A 23,678-nucleotide genomic window follows, 5' to 3' on the forward strand; every position below is an offset into this window, starting at 1 on the left:
GGCCATTCACCGGACATCCCTGCCCTTCCTCCGGGGAAGACAGGGCATCACTTGGCCGGAGCGGCGGCATTGAAATGGTCGCGCAGGGCCTTCAGGTCCAGCGTCTGGGTCGGCGCCGCCCAGGGACCGCCGACGCGCAGCGTCAGCGGCGGCAGGTCGCCATCCGTCTTCACCGTCAACGCCAAAGCCAGATCGAGCCGCTCGTCGGGAAGCGAGACGGTGCCCGACAGCGCGCCATCGGCCGGCCCGGTGGTCAACCGGGCGTCCTCGGTGCGAATCACGCCCCCGTCGATGGCGATGCGGGCATCCAGCCGGTCCAGCCTGGTCTCGCCCCCCTGCAACGCGCCGGCGACGGCGCCCAGCACCTCCTGGCTGCGCTCCGCCCCGGCCAGCCGGCCGCGCAGGGTGGCGAGATCGACACCGCGCAGCACGCCGCCCGTGGCCACCGCCCGGCCCCGGCCGCTCAGACTGCGCAGAAGCGCCCCGCCCTGGCCGCTGCCCGACAGGGTCAGGTCGAGATCGACCCTGCCGCCGCTGAGCCCGAGGCCGGCGATGCTCGACAGAGCGGTGCCGATGTCGGCCTTGATCACGGTGACGTCGGCGTCGAGCCTGGGCGCCTGCCCCGGCGCGGTGGCGAGCCGGCCGCTGAGACCGATCTGCCCGCCCTGCCACTCGCCGTCGAGCTGTTCCAGCGTCGCGACGCCGTCGGCGAGCGTCGCCCGCAGCGCCGGCTGGGTGATGCGCTGCCCGCCCACGGTCAGGGAGGTGGCGGTCAGGGCGAGACGCCCGTCCAGCGATCGCAGCCAGCCCGGATCCGACAGGGGATCGGACAGGGATTCGGCGGAGGGGTCGGCGGAAGGATCGGCTGCGGGGTCGGCATTGGCGGACCAGCCATCGCCGACCAGCGGCGCGCCGCGCAGCCGGTCGAGGTCGAGGTCGCCGGTCTGGACGTCGGCCTGGAACGCGGTGCGCTCCGCCTTGCGGTCGAGCATCAGCTTGCCGCGCACGGGAATGCCGGCGACCAGCCCCTGGAGGTTGGTCAGGCTGGGCGCGGTGGCGGTACCGGCCAGCTCGCCGTAGAGGTCGAGCGGGCCATAGGCGCGGGCGAGACCGGTGTCGGTGAACAGCGCGGCGATGCGCCCCATCTCCGGATGGATGACGCGCAGCTTCAGGTCGGCGCTGGGCGAGTGGTCGAGTCCGAGCAGGACGCCGCCGGCCTCGAGCGTACCGCCGAGCATGGCGGCCGACGCCTCCACCGCCATGCGCTCGCCGTCACCGGCCAGCCGCGCCTTGGCGCTGACCGCGCCGAGACGCTCGGGCACCGGCAGGCCGGGCGGCCAGGCCACGGCGCTGGGCAGGCCGCCCAGCGACGCCGCCTCCGCCTTGAGGGAGAGATTGACGCCGCGCAGCGGGATCAGACTGCCAACCTGCCCGTCGATCCGCGCCTGGAGCCCGGCGAGGTCATCCACCTTGGCCTCGCGCACCGTCAGCGCCCCGGAGGCGACGGTGGCATCGAGATGCAGCCCCTGCACCGGCAGCCCGCCCACCGTCAGCTGGCCGACCCGCAGGTCCAGGTTGGCGTCGGCGAGGCCGAGCAGCCGCTGCGGTGTCTGGCCGGTTTCGGTGGCGGGGCGCGGGCCGACCGCGCGCGTCGCCTGGGCCGGGGTGCCGGAGGGCGCCTGAGTGGCGGACGGCTGGGCGGAAGGGGGGTCGGCCGGACGGTAGCCGTCGAGGTTCAGGCGGTCCAGCTCGAGCCGGGCGCCGAAGGCCGGACGGCCGCGGTCGACATAGGCGACGGCGCCGCTGAGACGGCTGCTGTCGAAACGAAAATCCAGACCGGACAGCTCGAAACGGTCGGCATGGCCCTGGAGACGCGCCGACAACGAGGCGCGGCGCAGCCGGTCGGCGGGGACGCCGCCCAGGTCCAACTTCATCCAGTCCAGCAGGGCGCGCAGATTGTCGGCGTTCGCCTCCATCCGCATGTCGAGCGTCGGCTGGCCGCCGGGCGTCGTCACCTCTCCCGCCGCCACCATGTCGGAACCGCCGGGCAGCAGCGCGCTGACACGGTCGATGTTCAGCCGGCCGCCGGACAGGCTGGCCTCGATCCGGCCCTGGCGCACCACGCCGCGGTTGTAGCCGATGGCGTCGACCGCCACGTCGAGCTTGGCCTCCACCCCCGTCGGCAGCACGATGGAAAGGGCCGGCGGCGCCTTGGCCGACCCGCCGGCGGTTCCGGCAGCCGGATCCGGCGCGTCGGTGCCCGTGCCGGCGGTCACCGACGCGCGGCCGGCGGTCTGGGCGTTGCGCGCCAGCCAGGAATCGAGATCCAGGCGGTTGATCGCGAGGGTCAGCTCGGTGCGCGGGACTTCGCCCTTGGTTGGATCGCCGGCGCGCAGGGAGGCGTTGCCGGTGGCGCGGGTGTCGCCCAACTGCGCTTCCAGGCTGGTGAAGGTGGCGAGGCTGGTTCCCGCCTCCACCGTCGAGCGCAGGCTGAAGGGCTGGGCCAGCGCCGCCGGCACGCGGGCGGAGCCATGCGTCTCGACCAGCCTGGCGAAGTCGCCGCCCTCCGCGCGCAGGTCGCCCTGCACCTTGAAGGTGCCGCCGGCCAGGATACCGGCGAAGCGCAGCGTCGCGTCGGTCTGGGGCAGCGACAGGGTGGCGCGCACCGGGACGGCGGCGCCCTCGGTGAAGCGGCCGGCGGTCGCCTCGCCATGCAGCGACAGGCCGCGCAGGCGGAAATCGCCCTGCCATTGGAAGGGACCGGTCAGGCTGCCGGCGGCGATGCGGGCGCTCAGCCCCTCCACCGTCTCGGTCCGGCCGTTGCGGTCGTCGCGGTAGATGACCGTGCCGTTGTCGATCAGCACCTGATCGAAGCTGACGGCGGAGACCAGCCCCTCGGCCGCTCCCAGCCCGTCGCCCTTGCGCGGACCCGCGCTGGACAGATCCCAGTTGATCCGGCCGTCCTTCAGCACCTCCACCACGAAGGTCGGCTCGACCAGCGCGATGCTCTCCACCTGGATTCGGCCGCCAAGCAGCGGACCGAGCGCCACGCGGGCGTCCAGCTTCTTCAGGCGCACCATGTCGGGTTCGTCGGCGCCGGCGGCGTTGGCCAGCCGGGCGTCGCGCAGGGTCAGGGCCGGCGACGGCAACAGGGTGAAGCCGAGATCGCCCCGCAACTCCACCCGCCGGCCGGTCGCCTGCGACACCCGCTCGGCGATGGCGCCCTTATAGGCGTTCCAGTCGATAAGGCTCGGCGCCGCCAACAGCAGACCGGCCAGAGCCGCCAGTCCGGCCAGAGCAGCGATCAGGATCTTCTTCACCGGGTTTCCGCCTTCCCTGCGACCGGCCTTGTCGTCGGCCGGGCCCCTTTGCCACGTCGTTTCGATACCGCCAGCCATCCGCGCCGGCCGGCCTTCCGGCCAACCGGCTTCCGGCGCGCCCCGTCCTTCGGTAAGCTAGCGCCCGCAGAAGAAACAAGCAATTTGGGCAATCCCACGGCCAACTTGTGGCCCGTCCGATTTTTTCGCGACGTTTTCCCATCCCCCCTTCGGCCCGCCGCCCGCCCGAACCGGCCGCGCGGCGCCCGAATCCCCGCAAAACAGCCGCCGGAGACCGAACCATGGGCGACGTGGTCAACCTCAACCGTTTCCGCAAGACCCGCGAGCGGGCCGAGCGCGCCAAGGAGGCCGAGGCGAATCGGGCCCGATTCGGCCGCAGCAAGGCCGAGAAGGAGCGCGACCGCAAGGAGGCCGAGCGGAGAACTCAGACTTTGGACGGGCATAGGCTGGAGGAGGAGAACTGACCGGATCGGCCGAACGACAGAGCCGCCCCTGACCAACGGAAGAAAAGACCAAGCTGGCGCCTGGGAATAACCTCCGCATTTTCGTTACTATTGAATGCACCGATAGTTCCCTATTGCGACCATTGCCGCGACTGTGTGAGAGTTCCCTCATGAGCGCCGGCGGGCGCGGTCCTTGGCTGATGGGGAGGGCGGTCATCATGGTCGACATGACGTCGTTTCGCGGATCGGTGCAGCCTCCTCGGCCCCAATCCCGGTCCCAGTCCCCGGCCCGCCCGCCCGACTGGCTGCCGGCGATCCGGACGGTCGAGGTCGACCGCCCCTGGGTCTGGCTGGCCTCGGCCTGGCAGGACATGATGGCCGCCCCCGTCATCAGCGTCGCCTATGGCGGGCTGGCGGTGATCTCCAGCTTCGTCCTGGTCGTCGGGCTGGCGATGATGGACATGGAATATCTGCTGCTGCCGATGGCGGCGGGCTTCATGCTGGTCGGTCCGCTGTTCGCCGTCGGGCTGTACGAGACCAGCCGGCTGCTGGAGCTGGGGGAGCGGCCGACCTTCGGCAAGGTCGTCGCCGCCTACCGCCGCAACGGGGTGCAGATCGCCGGAATCGGCATGGTGCTGATGCTGGCGCTGCTGGCCTGGATCCGTGTCGCCTTCCTGATATTCGCGCTGTTCTTCTCCGGCGAGCCGCCGGCGTTGGACCAGCTGGTCGACCGCATCTTCTTCTCGGCCGAGACGATTCCGTTCCTGCTGACCGGAACGCTGTTCGGCGGGATCATCGCCTCGGCGGTCTTCTCCATCGCCGCGGTGTCGGTGCCGATGCTGCTCGACCGCGAGACCGACGTCTTCACCGCGATGGCGACCAGCATCGCCGTGGTGCGCGCGAACATCCGGCCGATGATCGGCTGGGGCTTCCTGATCGCCCTGTTCATGAGCGCCGGGATGGTCACCGGCTTCCTGGGTCTGGCGATCGCCCTGCCGGTGGTCGGCCACGCCTCCTGGCACTGCTACCGCGATCTGGTCGGGCGGTAACACGCATGCGGTGATGCGCATGCGGGAACGCCCTCTCCCCAGGCGGGAGGGGGCGTTTTCCGTCAGCCCTTCTTGAAGAACGCCTCGGCCGCCGATTTCTGCGCCTGTTTGGCGGCGATGACGGCGCGGGCGCGGGTGATCTCCGCCTCCAGCGTGGCGATGTAGGTCTCGATCTCGGCCACGCCCATCACGGTCAAATCCTTGGGCGCCGGCTTGCCCTTGCGCGGCTCCAGATCCTCCAAACGGTCGTCGATCGCCATCGCCCGCATCCCTCCCCTGCCCGGTTGCCCGTTCCCGTCCCGATCGTCCCGACCTTGGCGTCGTGATCTTGCCAGGGCGGTCGGGCAAATCTACCTTTCGGTCCGGACGATTCCAACCCGCCGCTGTCGGAAGACAGGGCTCGCGAAAAAGATCGAAGGGACGACCGACATGGGCTTTGCCCCACCCGACAGCATGCCCAGCCAGATGCGCTGCGTCGAGATCACCCAGCCCGGCGGGCCGGAGGTGCTGCGCCCGACGAACCGCCCGGTTCCGCAGCCCGGCCCCGGCGAGATTCTGGTGAAGGTGGCCGCCGCCGGCGTGAACCGCCCCGACACGCTCCAGCGCCAGGGCCGCTACGACCCGCCGCCGGGCGCGTCGGACCTGCCGGGGCTGGAACTGTCGGGCAGGGTGGTGGCCATCGGCGACGGGGTGCAGGACTGGGCGGCGGGCGACACGGTCTGCGCGCTGGTGGCCGGCGGCGGCTATGCCGAGTATTGCGTGGTGCCGGCGGTGCAGGCCCTGCCGATTCCCGGCGCGCTGTCGATGATCGAGGCGGCGGCGGTGCCGGAGACCTTCTTCACCGTCTGGACCAACGTGTTCGAGCGCGGCGCCCTGAAGCGCGGCGAGACCCTGCTGATCCATGGCGGATCGAGTGGCATCGGCACCACGGCGATCCAGCTGGCCAAGGCCTTCGGCGCCACGGTGTTCACGACCGCCGGCAGCGACGACAAATGCCGGGCCTGCGAGGATCTCGGCGCCGACCGCGCCATCAATTACCGCAGCGAGGATTTCGTCGCGGTGATCCGCGAGGCGACCGGCGGGCGCGGCGTCGACGTGGTGCTGGACATGGTCGGCGGCGATTACATCGCCCGCGACATCGACATCATGGCGGTGGACGGGCGCCATGTCTCCATCGCCTTCCTCCAGGGAGCCAAGGTGTCGCTCAACATGGCGCCGATGATGACCAAGCGGCTGACGCTGACCGGATCGACGCTGCGCGCCCGCCCCGTGGCGGAAAAGGGCCGCATCGCCGCGGCCCTGCGCGAGCAGGTCTGGCCGCTGCTGGAAGCCGGCGGCATCAAGCCGCGGATCCACGGCGTCTTCCCGCTGGAGCGGGCGGACGAGGCGCACCGGCTGATGGAAAGCAGCGCTCATATCGGCAAGATCGTGCTGACGGTTGACGCGGGCGCGGCCTGACGCCGGAAGGGGCAATGCGGGCCGGGACGCCGGAAACGGCCCGCATTTTCGCTTTTCTTCGCCGGTCCGCCGCCGTCGGGCTTGCCTTGGGCGGGCAAGACGGGGTAGCAGAGGCAAGCGGGCGGCCGGGATTTCCCGGTGCGCCTGCGCAAGCATGCTTAAGCGGAGCGGCGTTCGCCCCCCATCATGATGACCCCGCGGTCCGATGATGGGGTCCGATGACGAGCTCCGATGACAGGCGTGGGGCGGCCCCGGGGTCGCCGAACCGCTCCGGCGCCGCATGATCAGGTCGAACGGCCGGCCGCACCACCCGCCAGCGGGTGCGGCCGGTGAAGAGTTTCTCAGGAGGGATGATGGCACTGCCCTTGATGCCGAAAGCGACAGCCGTCTGGCTGGTCGAGAACACGTCCTTGTCCTTCGAGCAGATCGCCGCCTTCTGCGGCATGCATTCGCTGGAAGTCCAGGCCATCGCCGACGGCGAGGTCGCGGTCGGCATGGTCGGGCTGGACCCCATCGCCAACGGCCAGCTGACCAAGACCGAGATCGAGCGCTGCGAGAAGAACCAGGACCTGCGCCTGAAACTGCTGGTCGCCGACCTGCCGCAGGTGGCTTCCCGGTCCAAGGGCCCGCGCTATACCCCGATCACCAAGCGCGGCGACAAGCCCGACGCCATCGCCTGGCTGCTGAAGCACCATCCGGAGCTGTCGGACGCCCAGATCTGCCGCCTGATCGGCACCACCAAGCCGACCATCGCCGCCGTGCGCGACCGCACGCACTGGAACGTCTCCAACATCAAGCCGCGCGGCCCGGTGATGCTGGGCCTCTGCTCCCAGCGCGAGCTGGAGGAGGCGCTGGCGCTCGCCATCCGCCGCGGCGGCGTGCCGCGCCCGCCGGAGGAGGAGGCCGAGGATCTCTACGGCGAAGGCCGCGACGACGGCAGCTATTCCGAACAGGAAGACGCGCACTGAAGGCGCATGGCCACCCCTCTCCCGGAACTCTCGGCGGATCTTCGATCCGCCTGACGCCGTCGGCACGCACGACGTTCGTGCCAGAGGCGGGAGAGGGCATGACGCGGGCTTGGAGCGCTTGAAAAAGACCTCATGACCGATCCAACCAGCCCACCTCCCCGGCTCGTCGTCGGCATCAGCGGCGCGTCTGGGGTGATCTACGGCATCCGCATGCTGCAAACGCTGCGGCGGATCGGTGTCGAATCGCATCTGGTCGTCAGCCGTTCGGCCGAGGTGACGCTGGCTCATGAATCCAGCATGAAGGTGGCGGAACTGCGGGCGCTGGCCGATGTCAGCCATGCCGCCGCCGACATCGGGGCGGCGATCTCCAGCGGCAGCTTCCGCACGCTGGGGATGGTGGTCGCCCCCTGCTCCGTCCGCACGATGAGCGAGATCGCCAGCGGCGTCACCTCCACCCTGCTGACACGGGCGGCCGACGTGGCGTTGAAGGAACGGCGGCGGCTGGTGCTGATGGTGCGCGAGACGCCGCTGCATCTCGGCCATCTGCGCACGATGACGGCGCTGGCGGAGATGGGAGCGGTGATCGCGCCGCCGGTTCCCGCCTTCTACGCCAAGCCGCGGAGCATCGATGATCTGGTCGACCATTCGGTCGGACGGGTGCTCGACCTGTTCGGGCTGGAGGCCGGCAATCTGCGGCGCTGGGGCGAGCGGCCGGAGGAGGCCTGAGCGGCGGGCCGTTTCGGCGGCGCAGCAACAGGCGGCTTGGTCCGGGGGCGCAATACCGTTATACGCTGTCGGTACACCATGTGATGCGGAGCCGGCGCCGCCTGCCGGCAGAAACGGGGACGAGCCGACCCATGCCCTTCAGCAGCCAACCGACCCAGCCCATCCGCATGCTTCTGGCCGGCATCAAGGCGTTCCGTGCCCGCTATTACGAACGGCGCCCCGACAACATGCGGCAACTGGTGACCGAAGGGCAGCACCCCGAGGTTCTGCTGATCGGCTGTTCCGACAGCCGGGTCGATCCCGCGCTGCTGACCATGGCGGAGCCGGGCGAGCTGTTCGTGGTGCGCAACGTCGCCAACCTCGTGCCGCCCTATCAACCGGACGGCGCTTATCACGGCACCTCGGCCGCCGTCGAATATGCGGTGAAGTCGCTGAAGGTGTCGGAGATCATCGTGCTGGGCCATGCCCAGTGCGGCGGCATCCGCGGGCTGATCCGGCTGCGCGCCGGTCAGGCGCAGGATGACGATTTCGTCTCCCCCTGGGTGTCGATCGCCGGGTCGGCGCTCGATCCCTATGTCGGGCCCCAGGGCACCGAACAGGGCCGCGCCGACGCGGAGCGGCTGCAAAACACCCCGGAGATCATCGAACGGGCCGCCGTCCGCGCCTCCGTCGACAATCTGATGACCTTCCCCTTCGTGCGGGAACGGGTCGAGGCCGGCACGCTGAACATCCATGGCTGGTGGTTCGACATCGAATCGGGCGAGATGTGGGCGATCAATCCCGACACCCGCCTGTTCCAGCCGGTGGAGTGACGCGGCAGTCAGGCGTTACGGCACCGGCGTTACGGCACCGGCGTTACGGCACCGGGGTGAAGCCCCCGGCCAGCGCCGCCAGTTCGGCGGCCATCCGCCGGGCGACGGCCGGCCAGTCGCCGGGTGCCGGCTGACGGAACAGCCGGGCGGTCGGATACCACGGGCTGTCGTCGCGGCCGGTCAGCCAGCGCCAGTCCGGCGAGTAGGGCAGCGCCAGCCAGAGCGGCACCCCCAACGCCCCGGCGAGATGGGCGGGGCCGGTGCAGGACGACACCACCAGATCCAGATTGGCCATGATCGCCGCGGTGTCGGCGAAATCGGTGATCTCCGGCCCGAGATCGATGAAGCCGTCCGGCAGGGCGGCGCCAGTCCGGTCGGTGCCGGTCCGGCCGGCGCCGGTCAGGTCGGCCCGCCCCGGCCCCATCTGCAAAGCATGGACGCGGCAGCCCGGCACGTCGAGGAGCGGGCGAAGGCCGCTCAGTCCGGGCGACCGCTCCGCGTCGCCGGGAAAGCGCGGGTTGCCGGCCCACACGATGCCGACGCGGAGATGGCGTCGCGGCCCCAGCCTGTCGCGCCAGCGGTCGACCCGCCGGGCGTCGGGCCGCAGATAGGGAACGGCGGCCGGCAGGCTGTCCAGGCCGCCGGCGAAGGCGCGCGGCAGGCTCATCAGCGGACATTCGAGATCGAAGGGCGGCAACGGATCGCCACGGGCGATGACCTGCTCCGCCCCCTCCAGCCCCGGCATCAGCGGCAGCAGGGGGCGCTGGACCTCCAGCACCACCCGGCCGCCGCGGGCCGCCACCAGCGGGACATAGCGCAGGAATTGCAGCGTGTCGCCCAAGCCCTGTTCGGCATAGAGCAGGATCCGGCGGCCCTCCAGCGGCTCGCCGCGCCAGACCGGCTGGACGAAATGGCGCCAGGGCGGCTCGGCGCGGTCATCCTGGCGGCGCCAGTCGAACTCCGGCCAGCCGCCTTCGTAATCGCCGGCCATCAGCCGGGCGAAGCCGCTGTTCCAATGCAGGCCGGCATCCTGCGGCCGGACAGCCAGGGCGCGCTCGAACTCGGCCACCGCCTCCGCCGGACGGGCCATGGCGACCAGCGCCGTGCCGCGCGCCGCCCACAGCGAGGGGCCGGGGCGGAGCCGCTCCGCTTGCGCGAAGGCGTCCAGCGAGTCGGCGAAACGGCCCAGCTTGGCCAACACCGCACCCAGCACCTCCCACGCCTCGCCGATCCCGCGGTCGATGGACAGCGACGCGCGGGCGGCGGCCTCGGACTCGGCCCAGCGACGTCGCGCCGCCAGGGCGGCGGCCAGCGTGGCATGGGCGATGGGCGAGCGGGCGTCGAGACGGAGCGAGCGGCGGGCGCAGCGCTCCGCCGCCGGGGCGTCGCCATGGGACAGCAGGGCGGCGGCACGGTTCGCCAGCGCGCCGGCATGGTCGGGAGCCAGGGCAAGCGCCCTGCCGGCGGCGGCCAGCGCCGCATCCGTCCGCCCCAGGCGACGCAGCGCGCCGCTGCTGTTGGCATGGGCGTCGGCCAGATCGGGCAGCAGGCGCAGCGCCCGGTCATAAAGCCGCAGCGCAAGCTCGGGGGCGCCCGCCGACTGCTCCACCCCCGCCAGATTGGACAGGGCGCCGGCCCCGTCGGGACGCAGCGCCACCGCCCGGCGCAGCCGCCGCCCGGCCTCGGCCGGCCGGCCGGTCTGAACGGCCAGAACGCCCAGAAGCTGCATCGCGTCGGCATGTTCGGGATCGGCGCCCAGGATCAGGCGATAGATGTCCTCCGCCTCCACGGCCCGGCCCGCCTGATGGTGCTCCAGCGCGATCAGCAGGGCTTGCGACAAGGTGACCATCGGAACTCTTGGGAATTGGGAGGGCTGCCGATGGGGCGGATCATGCCCCGGCGGCTTCGGACGGTCCAGCCGCGCCTGTTGGGAAATCGTCGCAAACGGTCACAGAATCGGGAATTTCCCTGGATTGTCCTGAGGCTCACGCATCGCTATTGTGCGTCGCGATAGTCAAGGAGCGGATCATGACCTCCCGCCCAGTCCGGGCACTCTGCCAATCCGGCATCCGCCGGATCACCTTCACCGCCGCCCTGATGTTCGGTTTCGGTTTTGGCATCACCACCGCGCAGGCCAATGAGGGCGCCAAGTCGAACGGCTGCCCCTGGTCGCAGGACGTGACCCTGGAAATCAACGGCAAGACGCTGACCCTGAAGCAGGACGATTTCAAGACCAACAGCCCGGAGCCGCTGGAGATCGAGCAGTTCAAGGTTTTCCCGCTGGTCGACCAGTTGAAGCTGCGGATCATCGGCCCCAAGGGCCGCGAGTGGGAAGCCGCCCTGACCCGTCTGGTCAGCGGCAAGCGTTGCAGCGCCTTCTATGCCGGCAAGCCGGAGCTGGTGTCGGACAAGATCCGCGATCCGAACGAGCTGATCCTGAACCGCTGAAGTCCTGAACCGCTGGGATCCTGGACCTCTGATACAAGGCGCGCTGGCCGGTCATCGCCCGGCCAGCAGACCCACCAGCTCTTTCAGCGCCGGGTCGCCACCCGGAACCACCAGCGCCATGTTGGCGGCGGCAAGCTCCACATCGCCGCCAGAGCGCGGAACGAAGCCGCCGACGGTGAACAGACGATCCTGCTGCACGCGCTCCGCCTCCAGCTCCGCCGCCTTCATGCGGCGATAGAGGGCGTCGTCCTCCGTCTTGGCGCGGCGGCGCAGGGCGCGCAAGGGACGCACAACCTCCTCCCGCCAGCCGGACACCGCCCCGTCGATGCGGGCGAGGTCGGCGGCGGTCAGGCGGACGCCGCAGTCCAGCCCGGCCCAGGCGGCGAACAGCAGGATATTGACGTCCACCCCGCGCCGGTCCTGAAGGGCGAGGCAGCAGGCGGGAACCCCCGGCCGCCGATAGACGGCCAGGGAGAAGTCCCAGAAGGGAGTCGCCGCCATTTCGCCGGCTGGCCGCATCCCCTCCGCCATACCCTCAATCGCCAAAGCTGATGTTCAGGCCGCGGGCCGTCTTCACTAGCGCCCCGTCCAGCTCGACGCAGGAATAATGCTCGATCGCCTCGGTGATCGGCACGTCGATGACGCCGCGGTTGGACCAGGCGACCATGCGGTTGAACCTGCCCTCCGCGATCAGGTCGACGGCATGGACGCCGAAGGCCGAGGCGATCAGCCGGTCGCGCGGGCTGGGCATGCTGCCGCGCTGGACATGGCCCAGCACGGTGACGCGGGTCTCGGCCCCGGTGGCGTCGGCGATCTTCTCGCCGATGTAATCACCGATGCCGCCATAGCGCTTCTCGCCGCCCTGAAGCACCTTCTTGACGCCGGTGCCCTCCAGGGTCTTCACCGCCTCCGACACCACGACCAGGGCGAAGTTGCGGCCGGACTCGCGGACCTCCTGAATCTTGGCGGCGATGCTTTCGATGGAATAGGGGATCTCGGGGATCAGGATCACGTCGGCGCCGCCGGCGATGCCGGCCGCCAGCGCGATGTGGCCGGCGTCGCGGCCCATCACCTCCAGCACCATCACGCGGTGATGGCTGGCGGCGGTTGGTTGCAGGCGGTCGAGCGCCTCGACCGCGACGGCGACGGCGGTGTCGTAGCCGACCGACACCTCGGTCTTGCCCAGATCATTGTCGATGGTCTTGGGCACGCCTACCATCGGAAAGCCGCCCTTCTGCGCCAGCTTGTGCAGGATGGCGAAGCTGCCGTCGCCGCCGATGCCGATCAGCGCGTCGAGGCCGAGTTCGCGGTAGCCGCCGACGATCTCGTCGGAGCGGTCCTTCAGCGTGCCGTCGGGCATCGGGTAGGCGAAGGGGTCGCCACGGTTGGTGGTGCCCAGGATGGTGCCGCCCTGGCGCATCATGTGGCCGTCGACGGAGCCGAGATCGAGCGTCTGATACTGGACCGGGCGCTGGAGCAGTCCCTGGGTGCCTTCCTTGATGCCCAGCACCTGCCAGCCATAGCCGGTGGCGCGGTGGACCACCGCGCGGATCACCGCGTTCAGCCCGGCGCAGTCGCCGCCGCTGGTCAGGATGCCGATGCGCTTGCCGGCTTTCTTGGGGGCAGTCATTGAGAGGTTCCCGTCCCGTTGGCCTGTTCATTGAAACGAGACGCCATGTTACCGGAAAGGAGCTTTCCCGCAATCGTTGCCGGCGTCGGCAAGGGAGGCATCGCGCCGCACCCGCTCCGCCGCCCGACCGGCGGGAGCGGCCGAAGGACCGGCCCGGTGATTTCCCTGTGGCCCGTCAGCGGTTTGCCGGTGCCGTGCCGCCGGATTTCTGATATAGTGCGGGCTGCCCAGCCAAAGGGCCACCCGCAAGAGCATCCCCGACCCAAACGGGGCAACCGCCATTGACAACGGGCGCGATGAAACGGGCGCGATGAACGAGCAAGAGATTTTGAAGGAAAAGCTGGCGAGCTTGCGCAGCGAGCACCGCGACCTGGACGATGTCATCGCCCGGCTTGCCGAACGTGCGCCCTATGACCAATTGCAGATGCAGCGGCTGAAGAAGCGCAAGCTGATGCTGAAGGACCAGATCATGGTCCTGGAAAGCCGGCTGTTGCCGGACATCATCGCATAAAATCCAGGCATGGCGTTTGGGCATAAGGTTTGGAGGCCGCATCCGGGCAGGCTTGGCAAGGCAGGTCCGGAGTCGGCGAGGACTGAGGTTTCCTCCCATCTCCGCCGTCCGCCCCGGCGCCCGCGACTCCCCCCTCCACATACCCGACATGCTTGCGGACCGGTTGGCGACGCGTATCGCGGTATACTCCCACGAACATTCCCGCAGCCATAAAGGACGGCTCCTTTCATATTGCCGAAATGGATGCGTCAGACATCTCATTGCGATCAAAGCCACCTTGTGCTTATCTGCCGGCTGCCTGGAGATCTGCGGGTGAACCGCAAAAAAGGACAAAGCCAACAGTGTCTTACCCGTGGAAAGACAAGGGTCGGTATGATCGCGGCAATTTCTCCCTCGACCATCTGAGAAATTATACCCACACCTACAAATCCTCCGACGGCACGACCTCATATCCGGTAGTCTTCAAATTTCATTTCCATTGCTTCACCGATCACCAAAATTCGACCGGTGACCATCGGGTTCCATTTGAGGATCCCGATTTTCCTGGAGAGAACCGCCTCTTTTGCCCTCATCGGTGGTCTCTGTCGAAGCGTTTGTCGCAGATACTTGGAGGCCCGATCGAAGGGAAGCGTCTATACTATGCGGGGGGCTTGCAGTGGGTCTATAATCATCGCCTGCTTGATATCGATATTCCTTACGCGATTTACATGAAGTTCTCACCGGGACCACCCGGCGGTTCGATCACCGTCAATGTGAACAGTGCCTACACGAAAGCTGATTTTCAGAAAAGCGGACCCGAGAAGCGGTTCGATCTGCTTCTCGCCGACGCACGCGCGGGGAAAATCCCAGGCAGCGATCTGGAAAAGAAGAAATGAAAAAGCCGAGCCACCGGTGAGTGGCTCGGCTATATCTTGCCCGTTGTCTCCGCGAAACGCGTGAACCCGACTTGGCAGTCTGGCGGGGTACCCATTAGGCGGAAGCTTCGTTGGTCGCTTCCAGCCAACGTCCCAGGTACGGACTTATTATAGGGCCGTACCGGGCCAGCCGCAACCCATTTGGCGACTGCCGGACCGGTCGGCCGAACCACGGCTAGGCCCTTCCCTGACGGGAAACCATTTCGCTCTCACCCCTTCTTGGGCACGGTGAAGAACTGGATGCCCATCTGGAAGCTGCGGGCGATGTTCTCGGCCTTGCCGACCAGGAAGGCGGCGCCGTCGGGCTGGAACAGCTCGGTGGCGGTCTCGCGGAACAGGCCGAGCCAGCGCTCGAAATGCTGCGGTTCCAACCCGAGCGAGATGTGCACCGGCATCGGGCGCCCGTCGTAACGCTGGGTCAGCAGAGCGATGGACGACCAGAAATCCATCATCTTGCGCAGATGCGGCTCCCAATCGGTGATGGCGCGGCCGAAGATCGGCCCCAGCACCTCGTCCGTCATGATCTTGCCGTAGAAGGTCCGCACCAGCCTTTCGATCGACTCCTCGTCGATGCCGACGGCGGTCATCCGCTCCTCCGCCATGGCGGCGCGGATGTCGCGGTGCTCTTTGCGCTGGTCATCGGTGGGAGCGGCGTCGGTATCGGCGGTCATGGGAGGGGTCCGGTCTGAAAAGGTCATGCTGGTCATATGGGGCGGCACCATAGGCGGACCCATGTTCAACCGGAAGAGCCGGAATGTCGCGGGCGGGGGTGGGAATCATGGGGCGTCGACCGACAAAGCGCCTTCGGCGGTGGCGACAGGGCGGGCCGCCACTGGACAGCCGCCCGACTCTTCCTATAATGCGCCGCTTTCCGGACCTTGAGGGAAGCGCCAGGCCGTGTCCGCCGATCATCCGCAAAACAGCACCCCGTCGGCTGCCGGCGTCCAGCCGCTGGTCGGCATCATCATGGGCAGCCAATCCGATTGGACCACCATGAAGCACGCCGCCGACACGCTGGCGGCGCTGGGCATCGCGCACGAGGTCCGCATCGTTTCCGCCCACCGCACCCCGCATCGGCTGGTCGAGTACGCCACCACCGCCAAGGCGCGCGGGCTGAAGGTGGTGATCGCCGGGGCCGGCGGAGCCGCCCATCTGCCGGGCATGGCCGCATCGATGACGCCGCTGCCGGTCTTCGGCGTCCCGGTCGAGAGCCACGCGCTGAAGGGCATGGACAGCCTGCTGTCCATCGTGCAGATGCCGGGCGGCGTCCCGGTCGGCACGCTGGCCATCGGCAAGGCCGGCGCCATCAACGCCGCCCTGCTCGCCGGGTCGGTCATCGCGCTGATGGACCCGGTGGTGGCGGACGCATTGGACGGCTGGCGTGCCCGCCAGACCGCCGCGGTCGCCGAAGCCCCCGTCGACGATCCCGTCTGACCGTCCCCGACCAGCCGTCCGCGACCAGCCGTTCCCGTCCGACCGCGAGAGAAAGCCAGCCCCCAATGACCGGCGAGCCCCCGTTCCACCCGCTGCCCCGCCTCGCCCCCGGCTCCACCATCGGCATGCTGGGCGCCGGACAGCTCGGCCGGATGACGGCGCTGGCCGCCGCGAAGCTGGGTTACAAGACCCATGTCTACGCCCCCGACGCGGCGGGCAGCCCGGCGGCCCAAGTCAGCGCCGCGGCGACGGTCGCCGACTGGGACGATCTGGCGGCGCTGGAACGCTTCGCCCGCTCGGTCGACGTGGTGACGCTGGAGTGGGAGAATGTGCCGGTCGCCACGGCCGAGCATCTGCGCCGCTTCACCACCCTGCATCCCGGCCCGAACGTGCTGTCGGTGGCGCAGGACCGCATCGCCGAGAAGAGCTTCGTCAACGCCCTCGGCATCGCCACGGCACCCTGGCGGGCCGCCGGCAGCGCCGAGGAGGTCGCCCGCGCGATGGCCGAGATCGGTCCGCGCTGCGTGCTGAAATCGACGCGGCTCGGCTATGACGGCAAGGGGCAGGCGCGGCTGGAGGCGGACAGCGACGCCGCCGCCGCCTGGGAGGCCATCGGCGGTGGCAAGCCCGGCGCGGACGGCACCGCCGTGCAAGGCATCGTCGAGGGTTTCGTGACCTTCGCCTGCGAGGTGTCGGTGATCGTCGCCCGTGGCGCCGACGGCGTCATGGTCGCCTATCCGGCGGTGGAGAACCGCCACAAGAACGGCATCCTCGACGTCACCATCGCCCCGGCATCGCCGGAGAAGGTGTCGGCGGCGACAGCGGCGGAGGCCGACCACATCGCCCGGCGCATCGCCGAGGCGCTGGATCTGGTCGGCGTGCTGGCGGTCGAGATGTTCGTCACCGCCGACGGCGCCGTCCTGGTCAACGAGATGGCGCCCCGCCCGCACAATTCCGGCCATTGGACCATGGACGCCTGCGCCAGTTGCCAATTCGAACAGCTGGTGCGCGCGGTCTGCGGCCTGCCGCTGGGCTCGGTCGGACGGATGGCCGACGCGGAGATGACCAACCTGATCGGCGACGACGTGCTGCGCTGGCCCGACCTGCTGGCCGAGCCCGGCGCCCGCCTGCACCTGTACGGCAAGGCGGAAGCCCGGCCCGGCCGCAAGATGGGCCACGTCAACCGGCTGTTCCCACGCCGCTGACCAGCCGACCTTCCAAGACCGCCAAAGCCCCGCGACCGTTCCGGTCCGCGGGGCTTTTCGTGTTCCCCGCATCCCTTGCACGGGCGGAACGATGATTGGATGTTTCCGCTGGTGATAATCGCAGTCGGCAGGAGGCGCGCGGAAAAGATCATCGTTGATTTCGCATACCCGGAAAATACGCGCCAAATCACCGATATTTCTCGGCTCGCAGGTCTTCGGTCACCAACAGGCTTTTAACCCATATCAATATTGGTTACCCTCTCTGCCATTCATCGGCAAACCAGCTAAACTTTGATGAAATTTGTAACCGCATGAAGACGCCCCTGCCGCAGGACAGTGCGGGACGCTCTTCCGCCGTGAGCGCGCCGGTCGCCAGCCCCGCAACCAGCGCGGCCGGGCAACGTCGTCCGCAGTCCAGCCGAGACCGGGACCGCTTCGTCGGCTTCGCCTTCGCCGCCGCCGACCTGCTGATCGAGACGGACGCGCAGGGCAACATCCTGTTTTCCGCCGGCGCCCGCTGCCGCCTGACCAAGGGCGAGGTCGGCGGGCTGGTGGGCAGCAACCTGATGGAGGTGGTGGCCCCCGGCGACCGCAAATACGTCCATGTCCTGTTCGACCGCATCCGGGAAAAGGCGCGGATCAAGCCGTCGCGCGTGACGTTCCTGGCCTTCGACGGCCAGCGGTTCCCGGCGCTGCTGGGCGGCTGCCGGCTCGATTCCTGTCCGGGTTCGCTGTTCCTCACCATCCTGCTGACCGCCCCGGCCCGCGCCGGACGCGGGGCCGCCACTCCCGCAGCGGGGCAAGGCGAACTGATGGACCAGGCCGGCTTCGCCGGCATCCTGGAGGAGCGTATCCTCGCCGCCCGCGAGAAGGGGCTGGAGCAGGGGCTGACCCTGCTGCTGGTCGAAGGGTTCCAGGCGATGGTCGAGGCGATGCCCGAGGGTGCGGCGGCGGAGGTGCGCGAGGGCATCGACGCCTATCTGCGCGGCATCTCCGCCGATGGCGACAGCGCCGGGCAACTGACCGGCGACCGCTATGGCATCGTCCATGCCGCCGACATCGACGGGCGCGAGGTGCAGGGCCACATCGCCCAGATCATCGAGGCGGCCGGCGGCGCCCTGCCCGGCGGCATCCGCTCCTGGACGCTGGACATGGCGGACGACCGGCTGGACGCGACCGACGCCGCCCGCGCGCTGGTCTATACGGTGCAGGCCTTCGCCTCGGCCCAGGGCGGGGAGTTCACCATCTCCAGCCTGGAGGACGGCGCCAACCGCCTGATGGCCGGGGCGGTGGAGCGGATCGGCCGCATGCGCGCCACCATCGACAACCGCGACTTCATCGTCGTCTACCAGCCCATCGTCGACATCGTCACCGGCGCCGTCCATCATCTGGAGGCGCTGACCCGTGTCGAGGGAATGAGTTCGCCGCTGGACTTCATCACCTTCGCCGAGGATGTCGGGTTGATCTACGACTTCGACCTGCTGCTGACCCAGACGGTGCTGGACACGTTGCGGGAGTTCCGCAAGGAACCGAAGCTTCCCGACGTGGCGATCAACCTGTCGGCCAAGACGCTGATGAGCCCGATCTTCCTCAAGCAGTTCCAGTCGGTCGCCGCCCCCTATGGCGAACTGGCGAAGAAGCTGCTGATCGAGGTGACGGAAACCGTCGTCGTCACCGACATCGCCAAGCTGAACGAGGTATTGCAGAAGCTGCGGGAATGCGGATTCCGCATCTGCCTGGACGATGTCGGCGCCGGATCGACCAGCTTCCAGTCGCTTTATGGCATCCAGGCCGATTACGCCAAGATCGACGGCACCTTCGTGCGCGGCGCCGTCAACAGCCCGCGCGATATGGCGATGCTGCGCTCCATGATCGACGTCTGCCGCCAGTTGGGGCTGGAGTTGATCGGCGAGCAGGTCGAGGAGACGGTGCATGCCGACCTGCTGACCGGGCTGGGAGTGACGCTGGCCCAGGGCTTCCTGTTCAGCCGGCCGTCGCGCGACTTCGCCTATTTCGCCAAGGACTGGTCGCGGGTGCGCAGCGGCGGCAAGGTGCTGCTGAAGGGCTGAGGCGCCGGAACGGCCCCGCCGCGGAGCCGTCCCCAAATCACGATCATTCCAAATCGCTATGATCGCGATCATTCCAAATCGCCATCGCTTCAGGCCGCCGCCGCCGCGGCGCAGGCGTCGAACGTCCCCATTTCCCTCAATCTGTGGATCTGATCCAGCCGGTGGCGGGCGGCATCGAGGAGTTCGCGGTTGCGGGCCAGAACGTCACCGCAGGCATAGCCGTCGCGCAGGTGCATCCGGCGCAGCAGGTCTTCCGCCTGATCCAGCGATTCCATAATGCTTAACGCAGTATCCGCATCCATTGTCGACCTCTTATCTTTCGCACCGCGCAGAAAATCCGCCGCGCCATTCATGATGCGTCGACAATAACCACCACAACCGATGCGCGGGGAGAGGCCATTTGGTCGCATGTACAAGAAAATAAAAGGCTTTTTATGTTTTATTCTGCTTTTGTTGATTCGTGTTTTTCCAACCATTGGGTCTGTACACGAATGACCTTTTCGGTGGCGGAGAAAGCCTGTCGGCGGGTGAGGATCACAACCACGCCGCTGGACGCCGCGATGAAGGGAAGCGGCCCGATGATCCAGACCAGGGCGGCCAGCGCGAAGTAATAGGAGCGGATCCCGCCGTTCAAGGCGACGATGGCCAGCGTCAGGGCTTCGCTGATGGTCTGGGCGATGGCCTTGCGGTCCTCCGGCGCCACCGGCGGCAACGGGGCGGACCCGATCAGGGCACAGCAGTAATTGTACTGACGCAATGCCCAGGTGAACTTGAAGAAGCCGAAGGTGAAGATCACCACCATCAGCAGCATCTTGATCTCGAACAGCTGATGCGAGGTGTGGACGGCGAAGGACAGGTCGGAGATGACCTGCTGCGCCCGCTCCGCCGCGCCGAAGGAGCCGACCAGCCCGGCCAGCACCAGCATGTTGGTGGAGGCGAAGAAGGTGCAGCTTTGCATGGTGTGGCCGACCAGCTGCGAATCGATGATGCGGTTGTCGCGCTCCAGCATCCGGTCGATCCAGTGGCGGCGTATGATCCGCAGATGCTGGTTCAGCACATTGCCGCCGGACAGCAGATGATCCTGGATGATGGTGAAGCCGACCCAGGAGCCGACGAACCAGACGAAGGCGACGATGTCGAGCGGGGTGACGTCGGGGGGCAGGATGGAGGACAGCATGGCGGCGGTGTCTTGTCGGATGGCGGGAGTCCGCACCCTTTACGCTGGCGGCGGGCGGGTGTCCACCGCGGCTGTCCCCCGAGGCCGCCCCCTGCGGCCGTCCCCTGCGGCCACCCGCTGGGGCGCCGGCTCCCCTACCCGCCCGGCCTCTGAACGGCCTTCAGGACATGCACGCGGATGGCGCTGGACAGGTTGCCGGCACGGCTCTGGTCGATTTCCTCGATGAGCGCGTTCACCGACAGTCCACGGGCTTGCGCCACACCCTTCAGGGCGTCCCAGAACTCCTCCTCCAGCGAAACGCTGGTGGGGTGGCCGGCGATGAGGACCGAACGCTTCTTCATGCTCACTCGACGCGGCTCTTGTGGAGGCAAGGGGGAGGCCCGCAACGGCCGAGCCCCACCCTAACCGCAAGCTCAGCCGGGACCAACCATCCGTTCGGGACGAACCCATTGATCGAATTGCTCATCCGTCAGGAGTCCGAGATCCCGCCCGGCCTCCTTCAGACTGGTCCCTTCCTTGTGGGCCTTCTTGGCGATCTTCGCCGCATTGTCATAACCGATATGGGGATTGAGCGCCGTCACCAGCATCAGGCTGTCGGAGACCAGCCTGGCGATGCGCTCGCGGTTGGCCTCGATGCCGACGACGCAATTGTCGGTGAAGCTGCGCGCCGCATCGGCCAGCAGGCGGATCGATTGCAGGACATTGAAGGCGATCACCGGCTTGAACACATTCAGCTCGAAATGGCCGGTGGCGCCGGCCACCGTCACGGTGGTGTGGTTGCCCATCACCTGGGCGCAGACCATCGTCATCGCCTCCGACTGGGTCGGATTGACCTTGCCGGGCATGATCGAGGATCCGGGCTCGTTCTCCGGCAGCGACAGCTCGCCGATGCCCGAGCGCGGGCCGGAGCCCAACAGGCGGATGTCGTTGGCGATCTTCATCAGCGACACCGCCAGCGTGTTCAGATGGCCATGCACGTCCACCAGCGAATCATGGGTCGCCAGCGCCTCGAACTTGTTCTCCGCCGTGACGAAGGGCAGCCCGGTGAAGGCCGCCACCTCCCCGGCGAAGGCCTCGGCGAAGCCGGGTTGGGCGTTCAGCCCGGTGCCGACGGCGGTGCCGCCCTGGGCCAGCCGGTAGAGCTGCGGCAAGGCCCCCCTGACCCGGCCGATGCCGTAGGAGACCTGGGCGGCATAGCCGGAGAACTCCTGCCCCAGCGTCAGCGGGGTGGCGTCCTGGAGATGGGTGCGGCCGATCTTGACGATGTCGTCGAAGGCGGCGGCCTTGGCGTCCAGCGCGGTGCGCAGATGCTCCAGCGCCGGGATCAGGCCGCCGACGATCTCGTCGGCCGCCGCGATGTGCATGGCGGTGGGAAAGCTGTCGTTGGACGACTGCCCCATGTTGACATGGTCGTTGGGATGGATCGGCGTCTTCGATCCCAGCACCCCGCCCAGTTGTTCGATGGCGCGGTTGGCGATCACCTCGTTGGCGTTCATGTTGGTCTGGGTACCGGAGCCGGTCTGCCAGACCACCAGCGGGAAATGATCGGCCAGCCGGCCGTCGACCACCTCGTCCGCCGCCGCCATGATGGCGGCGCCCAGCCCGGCATCGAGCACGCCCAGCCTGATGTTGGCCGCGGCGGCGGCGCGCTTCTGGATGCCCAGCGCGCGCACCAGCGGCGCCGGCATGCGTTCCCCGCCGATGCGGAAATTCTGGAGCGAGCGCTGGGTCTGCGCCCCCCAGTAACGGTCGGCCGGAACATCGATGGGGCCGAAGCTGTCGGTCTCGGTGCGGACACCGCTCATGGCTGAACCTTTCCTGATCGCCATTTCTGGTCACTCTTTCCAGTCTGGAGGCGGGACGGGTTGCAAACACCGCCGCCCCGCCTGATCTTTGCGGTGGAGACCCGAACGGCAAGGGCCGCGCAAGCGCAAGCGTGAGCGATGGACCGGCGGGAGGACGGGAATCCTCGGTGATCGCCGAATTTGTTCTTGTTGTGTTCGATTTTCTTCCGTAGGCTTTTTCCCAAGTGGGCCGGCGATCCGCCACCAACCCGACGGATGCCGACAGCGATTGGAGGAACAGGATGGACGATCCGGCACCCGACCATATCCGCGCCTTCATTGCCCGGACGCGCGTCGCCGAAATGAAGGGGCGCGGCTGGCGCGTTCTCGGTCCGGGAGAGGAAGGCTCCATCCTGATGGAGGGCCCGATGCCGGCCGGACGGTCCGCCATGCCGGAGGCGCCGATCGGCGGGCTGTTCGACGACCTCGTCGCCCGCGCGCTGGAGCGCGCCGATGCCCGTGATCGCATGGCCGCCCGCCGCGCCGCCTGACCGGCGACCGGCGACCGGCGACCGGACCCGCCATAAAGGATGAGCATTTTCAGGGAACCGGCATCGTCCAAGCGGGTGGCCGAAACCGCACCCTTTGGTGGTCCATCCCTCCAATTCCCTGGGATCGGCTGAGCAACCAGAGACGGCGGTGCGCGTTGTCCTATCGCAGGCCCCCCGCCAGGCATCCGGCGGGCAGCGGCGCGGCGGACCGGAAAAGGCCGGTCCGGTCATTCGGGGTAACTCTTCCGGGAGAGCGAAGGACCCGTCCCGGATCGGAAGTACCCCCGAAGATACCAGCCGCCGCCCGCCCCTGTTAGGAAGTCATTAACTGGCCCGGTGGCTTGATGACGTCATCGGAAACGCTCAGGCCAAGGGAGTTTTACATGATCGGTGCCGTCAATGTGAAGAAGATCAGCGCCTCCTCAGCGGCACATATCGCGCTTCTCGACCGATTCATTCAATTGACCGAGGACAGCATCGTCGACCAGGACGATGCGTTCGTCCGCGACAGCCTGGTCGATCTTCTGTCCAATCTGCGCGGCGAGCGCGCCGATTACGCCGAGATCATCGGCGCGTCCGCCTTGAACCGCGCCGTCTGACCGCGTTTCCGAGCATCAGGTCCCGGCACCAGCCGTCTCCCCGACCCCGAGGCCGGTCAAGACGCCTCCGGCTCCGACGCCGCCAGGTCCAGCAGGGCGTCACCGGTCAGCCGGTAGGGAAGCCACTCCTTCATCTGACGGAAGCCGACGCGGTCATAGAAGCCGCGCGCCGGGTTCCAGTCGAGGACGGCCAGATCGACCCGGCGATAGCCGCGCTCCACCGCGCGCTTCGCCACCGCGGTCAGCAGCTTGCGGCCGACGCCATAGCGCCGGGCGTCGGGCGTGACATAGAGATCCTCGACATAGAGGCCGGGCCGCCCCTCCCAGGTCGAGAAATTGCGGAAGGTCAGGGCGAAGCCGACCGGCGCGCCATCCAGTTCGGCGATCAGCGCCTCGAACACCGGCTGCGGCCCCCAGCCGTCGCGGCGGAAATCCTCCTCGGTCGCCTTCACCGCATCGGACTCGCGCTCGAACTCCGCCAATTCACGGACGAAACGCAGGATGGTGGAGCAATCCGCCTCGACGGCGGGACGGATGGTGACGGTCGGCATCGGCGGCGGAC

The 23,678-nt window shown here is 68.5% G+C and carries 25 protein-coding genes; 14 read left to right on the plus strand and 11 right to left on the minus strand.

The genetic code is table 11. The annotated features are described in order from the left end of the window. Positions 1-47 precede the first annotated feature (47 nt). Positions 48-3,320: an AsmA family protein gene (locus AZL_RS09135; RefSeq protein ID WP_012974345.1), complete on the minus strand. Its 3,273-nt coding sequence runs from the start codon at positions 3,318-3,320 to the stop codon at positions 48-50. A 299-nt stretch (positions 3,321-3,619) separates the two neighbouring features. On the opposite strand from AZL_RS09135, the gene AZL_RS09140 reads away from it, so the two are divergent. Continuing rightward, complete coding sequence (locus tag AZL_RS09140; RefSeq protein ID WP_012974346.1) at positions 3,620-3,802, plus strand: DUF4169 family protein; 183 nt, start codon at positions 3,620-3,622, stop codon at positions 3,800-3,802. Between the two features lie 197 nt (positions 3,803-3,999). Further along, positions 4,000-4,830: a DUF2189 domain-containing protein gene (locus AZL_RS09145; protein WP_042443690.1), complete on the plus strand. Its 831-nt coding sequence runs from the start codon at positions 4,000-4,002 to the stop codon at positions 4,828-4,830. Between the two features lie 62 nt (positions 4,831-4,892). Here AZL_RS09145 and AZL_RS09150 read toward each other — a convergent pair whose 3' ends face one another. Then, positions 4,893-5,090, minus strand: a complete 198-nt coding sequence (locus tag AZL_RS09150; protein WP_042442862.1) for a DUF1192 domain-containing protein — start codon at positions 5,088-5,090, stop codon at positions 4,893-4,895. Between the two features lie 169 nt (positions 5,091-5,259). Between AZL_RS09150 and AZL_RS09155 the strand changes: the two genes are divergently transcribed. From AZL_RS09155 to AZL_RS09170, 4 genes are all read left to right on the plus strand, one after another. Then, positions 5,260-6,288 carry an NAD(P)H-quinone oxidoreductase gene (locus tag AZL_RS09155; protein WP_012974349.1) on the plus strand — a complete coding sequence of 343 codons (1,029 nt, stop codon included), beginning with the start codon at positions 5,260-5,262 and terminating at the stop codon, positions 6,286-6,288. A 353-nt stretch (positions 6,289-6,641) separates the two neighbouring features. Further along, complete coding sequence (locus tag AZL_RS09160; RefSeq protein ID WP_012974350.1) at positions 6,642-7,256, plus strand: DUF1013 domain-containing protein; 615 nt, start codon at positions 6,642-6,644, stop codon at positions 7,254-7,256. 132 nt (positions 7,257-7,388) lie between these two features. Beyond that, entirely contained in the window at positions 7,389-7,982 is a 594-nt protein-coding gene (locus AZL_RS09165; protein WP_012974351.1) for a UbiX family flavin prenyltransferase, read from the plus strand. Between the two features lie 131 nt (positions 7,983-8,113). Then, the gene (locus AZL_RS09170; RefSeq protein WP_042442864.1) at positions 8,114-8,794 is read left to right on the plus strand and encodes a carbonic anhydrase; all 681 of its coding nucleotides are present in this window, start codon (positions 8,114-8,116) and stop codon (positions 8,792-8,794) included. A gap of 43 nt (positions 8,795-8,837) precedes the next feature. On the opposite strand, the gene AZL_RS09175 is transcribed toward AZL_RS09170, so the two are convergent. Further along, entirely contained in the window at positions 8,838-10,643 is a 1,806-nt protein-coding gene (locus AZL_RS09175; protein WP_012974353.1) for a tetratricopeptide repeat protein, read from the minus strand. 179 nt (positions 10,644-10,822) lie between these two features. Here AZL_RS09175 and AZL_RS09180 point away from each other — a divergent pair, with 179 nt between their 5' ends. Further along, a complete protein-coding gene (locus tag AZL_RS09180) occupies positions 10,823-11,242 on the plus strand; it encodes a hypothetical protein (protein WP_012974354.1) in 420 nt (139 codons plus the stop codon). Positions 11,243-11,293: 51 nt separating this feature from the next. On the opposite strand, the gene AZL_RS09185 is transcribed toward AZL_RS09180, so the two are convergent. Both AZL_RS09185 and AZL_RS09190 read right to left on the minus strand, forming a co-directional pair. Continuing rightward, positions 11,294-11,761, minus strand: coding sequence for a TIGR02444 family protein (locus AZL_RS09185; protein WP_247894182.1), 468 nt, complete (start codon positions 11,759-11,761; stop codon positions 11,294-11,296). A gap of 16 nt (positions 11,762-11,777) precedes the next feature. Beyond that, a complete protein-coding gene (locus tag AZL_RS09190) occupies positions 11,778-12,872 on the minus strand; it encodes an ATP-dependent 6-phosphofructokinase (protein WP_012974356.1) in 1,095 nt (364 codons plus the stop codon). Positions 12,873-13,182: 310 nt separating this feature from the next. Between AZL_RS09190 and AZL_RS09195 the strand changes: the two genes are divergently transcribed. Together AZL_RS09195 and AZL_RS35390 are read left to right on the plus strand one after the other, a co-directional pair. Beyond that, entirely contained in the window at positions 13,183-13,383 is a 201-nt protein-coding gene (locus AZL_RS09195; RefSeq protein ID WP_012974357.1) for a YdcH family protein, read from the plus strand. Between the two features lie 341 nt (positions 13,384-13,724). Then, a complete protein-coding gene (locus tag AZL_RS35390) occupies positions 13,725-14,258 on the plus strand; it encodes a hypothetical protein (protein WP_148219265.1) in 534 nt (177 codons plus the stop codon). Positions 14,259-14,506: 248 nt separating this feature from the next. Here AZL_RS35390 and AZL_RS09200 read toward each other — a convergent pair whose 3' ends face one another. Further along, positions 14,507-14,968, minus strand: coding sequence for a group III truncated hemoglobin (locus AZL_RS09200; protein ID WP_197540133.1), 462 nt, complete (start codon positions 14,966-14,968; stop codon positions 14,507-14,509). Positions 14,969-15,194: 226 nt separating this feature from the next. On the opposite strand from AZL_RS09200, the gene purE reads away from it, so the two are divergent. From purE to AZL_RS09215, 3 genes are all read left to right on the plus strand, one after another. Then, positions 15,195-15,731 (plus strand): 5-(carboxyamino)imidazole ribonucleotide mutase, encoded by a 537-nt coding sequence (gene purE, locus AZL_RS09205; protein ID WP_012974359.1) that lies wholly within the window; start codon positions 15,195-15,197, stop codon positions 15,729-15,731. Positions 15,732-15,796: 65 nt separating this feature from the next. Then, complete coding sequence (locus AZL_RS09210) at positions 15,797-16,936, plus strand: 5-(carboxyamino)imidazole ribonucleotide synthase (protein ID WP_012974360.1); 1,140 nt, start codon at positions 15,797-15,799, stop codon at positions 16,934-16,936. A gap of 311 nt (positions 16,937-17,247) precedes the next feature. Next, positions 17,248-19,005, plus strand: coding sequence for an EAL domain-containing protein (locus AZL_RS09215; protein WP_012974361.1), 1,758 nt, complete (start codon positions 17,248-17,250; stop codon positions 19,003-19,005). Between the two features lie 89 nt (positions 19,006-19,094). On the opposite strand, the gene AZL_RS36505 is transcribed toward AZL_RS09215, so the two are convergent. The 4 genes from AZL_RS36505 to fumC all read right to left on the minus strand — a co-directional run bounded on the left by AZL_RS36505 (position 19,095) and on the right by fumC (position 21,987). Next, positions 19,095-19,481 (minus strand): hypothetical protein, encoded by a 387-nt coding sequence (locus tag AZL_RS36505; protein WP_148219266.1) that lies wholly within the window; start codon positions 19,479-19,481, stop codon positions 19,095-19,097. Beyond that, the gene (locus AZL_RS09225; protein WP_247894183.1) at positions 19,445-20,182 is read right to left on the minus strand and encodes a DUF599 domain-containing protein; all 738 of its coding nucleotides are present in this window, start codon (positions 20,180-20,182) and stop codon (positions 19,445-19,447) included. The genes AZL_RS36505 and AZL_RS09225 overlap by 37 nt, the downstream gene beginning before the upstream one ends. 134 nt (positions 20,183-20,316) lie before the next feature. After that, entirely contained in the window at positions 20,317-20,523 is a 207-nt protein-coding gene (locus tag AZL_RS09230) for a ribbon-helix-helix domain-containing protein (protein WP_042442868.1), read from the minus strand. Positions 20,524-20,595: 72 nt separating this feature from the next. Next, positions 20,596-21,987, minus strand: coding sequence for a class II fumarate hydratase (gene fumC / locus AZL_RS09235; protein ID WP_042442870.1), 1,392 nt, complete (start codon positions 21,985-21,987; stop codon positions 20,596-20,598). Between the two features lie 281 nt (positions 21,988-22,268). Between fumC and AZL_RS09240 the strand changes: the two genes are divergently transcribed. Both AZL_RS09240 and AZL_RS09245 read left to right on the plus strand, forming a co-directional pair. Beyond that, the gene (locus AZL_RS09240; RefSeq protein WP_042442872.1) at positions 22,269-22,517 is read left to right on the plus strand and encodes a hypothetical protein; all 249 of its coding nucleotides are present in this window, start codon (positions 22,269-22,271) and stop codon (positions 22,515-22,517) included. 383 nt (positions 22,518-22,900) lie between these two features. Continuing rightward, a complete protein-coding gene (locus AZL_RS09245; RefSeq protein WP_148219267.1) occupies positions 22,901-23,116 on the plus strand; it encodes a hypothetical protein in 216 nt (71 codons plus the stop codon). Positions 23,117-23,172: 56 nt separating this feature from the next. On the opposite strand, the gene AZL_RS09250 is transcribed toward AZL_RS09245, so the two are convergent. Then, complete coding sequence (locus AZL_RS09250; protein WP_012974366.1) at positions 23,173-23,667, minus strand: GNAT family N-acetyltransferase; 495 nt, start codon at positions 23,665-23,667, stop codon at positions 23,173-23,175. Positions 23,668-23,678: the final 11 nt, after the last annotated feature.

This window comes from Azospirillum sp. B510, assembly GCF_000010725.1.
Lineage (GTDB): Bacteria > Pseudomonadota > Alphaproteobacteria > Azospirillales > Azospirillaceae > Azospirillum > Azospirillum lipoferum_B.

What these genes read in the sequence shown, in the direction of transcription:
- AZL_RS09175 (WP_012974353.1), bottom strand. Translation starts at nt 10,643, where the DNA reads ATGGTCACCTTGTCGCAAGCCCTGCTGATCGCGCTGGAGCACCATCAG.
- AZL_RS09185 (WP_247894182.1), bottom strand. Translation starts at nt 11,761, where the DNA reads ATGCGGCCAGCCGGCGAAATGGCGGCGACTCCCTTCTGGGACTTCTCC.
- AZL_RS09250 (WP_012974366.1), bottom strand. Translation starts at nt 23,667, where the DNA reads ATGCCGACCGTCACCATCCGTCCCGCCGTCGAGGCGGATTGCTCCACC.
- fumC (WP_042442870.1), bottom strand. Translation starts at nt 21,987, where the DNA reads ATGAGCGGTGTCCGCACCGAGACCGACAGCTTCGGCCCCATCGATGTT.
- AZL_RS09245 (WP_148219267.1), top strand. Translation starts at nt 22,901, where the DNA reads ATGATCGGTGCCGTCAATGTGAAGAAGATCAGCGCCTCCTCAGCGGCA.
- AZL_RS09165 (WP_012974351.1), top strand. Translation starts at nt 7,389, where the DNA reads ATGACCGATCCAACCAGCCCACCTCCCCGGCTCGTCGTCGGCATCAGC.
- AZL_RS09150 (WP_042442862.1), bottom strand. Translation starts at nt 5,090, where the DNA reads ATGGCGATCGACGACCGTTTGGAGGATCTGGAGCCGCGCAAGGGCAAG.
- AZL_RS36505 (WP_148219266.1), bottom strand. Translation starts at nt 19,481, where the DNA reads ATGGTTGGAAAAACACGAATCAACAAAAGCAGAATAAAACATAAAAAG.
- AZL_RS09200 (WP_197540133.1), bottom strand. Translation starts at nt 14,968, where the DNA reads ATGACCGCCGATACCGACGCCGCTCCCACCGATGACCAGCGCAAAGAG.
- AZL_RS09195 (WP_012974357.1), top strand. Translation starts at nt 13,183, where the DNA reads ATGAACGAGCAAGAGATTTTGAAGGAAAAGCTGGCGAGCTTGCGCAGC.
- AZL_RS09230 (WP_042442868.1), bottom strand. Translation starts at nt 20,523, where the DNA reads ATGAAGAAGCGTTCGGTCCTCATCGCCGGCCACCCCACCAGCGTTTCG.
- AZL_RS09170 (WP_042442864.1), top strand. Translation starts at nt 8,114, where the DNA reads ATGCCCTTCAGCAGCCAACCGACCCAGCCCATCCGCATGCTTCTGGCC.
- AZL_RS09190 (WP_012974356.1), bottom strand. Translation starts at nt 12,872, where the DNA reads ATGACTGCCCCCAAGAAAGCCGGCAAGCGCATCGGCATCCTGACCAGC.
- AZL_RS09210 (WP_012974360.1), top strand. Translation starts at nt 15,797, where the DNA reads ATGACCGGCGAGCCCCCGTTCCACCCGCTGCCCCGCCTCGCCCCCGGC.
- AZL_RS09180 (WP_012974354.1), top strand. Translation starts at nt 10,823, where the DNA reads ATGACCTCCCGCCCAGTCCGGGCACTCTGCCAATCCGGCATCCGCCGG.
- AZL_RS09240 (WP_042442872.1), top strand. Translation starts at nt 22,269, where the DNA reads ATGGACGATCCGGCACCCGACCATATCCGCGCCTTCATTGCCCGGACG.
- AZL_RS09160 (WP_012974350.1), top strand. Translation starts at nt 6,642, where the DNA reads ATGGCACTGCCCTTGATGCCGAAAGCGACAGCCGTCTGGCTGGTCGAG.
- AZL_RS09225 (WP_247894183.1), bottom strand. Translation starts at nt 20,182, where the DNA reads ATGCTGTCCTCCATCCTGCCCCCCGACGTCACCCCGCTCGACATCGTC.
- AZL_RS09155 (WP_012974349.1), top strand. Translation starts at nt 5,260, where the DNA reads ATGGGCTTTGCCCCACCCGACAGCATGCCCAGCCAGATGCGCTGCGTC.
- AZL_RS09140 (WP_012974346.1), top strand. Translation starts at nt 3,620, where the DNA reads ATGGGCGACGTGGTCAACCTCAACCGTTTCCGCAAGACCCGCGAGCGG.
- AZL_RS09215 (WP_012974361.1), top strand. Translation starts at nt 17,248, where the DNA reads ATGAAGACGCCCCTGCCGCAGGACAGTGCGGGACGCTCTTCCGCCGTG.
- AZL_RS09145 (WP_042443690.1), top strand. Translation starts at nt 4,000, where the DNA reads ATGGTCGACATGACGTCGTTTCGCGGATCGGTGCAGCCTCCTCGGCCC.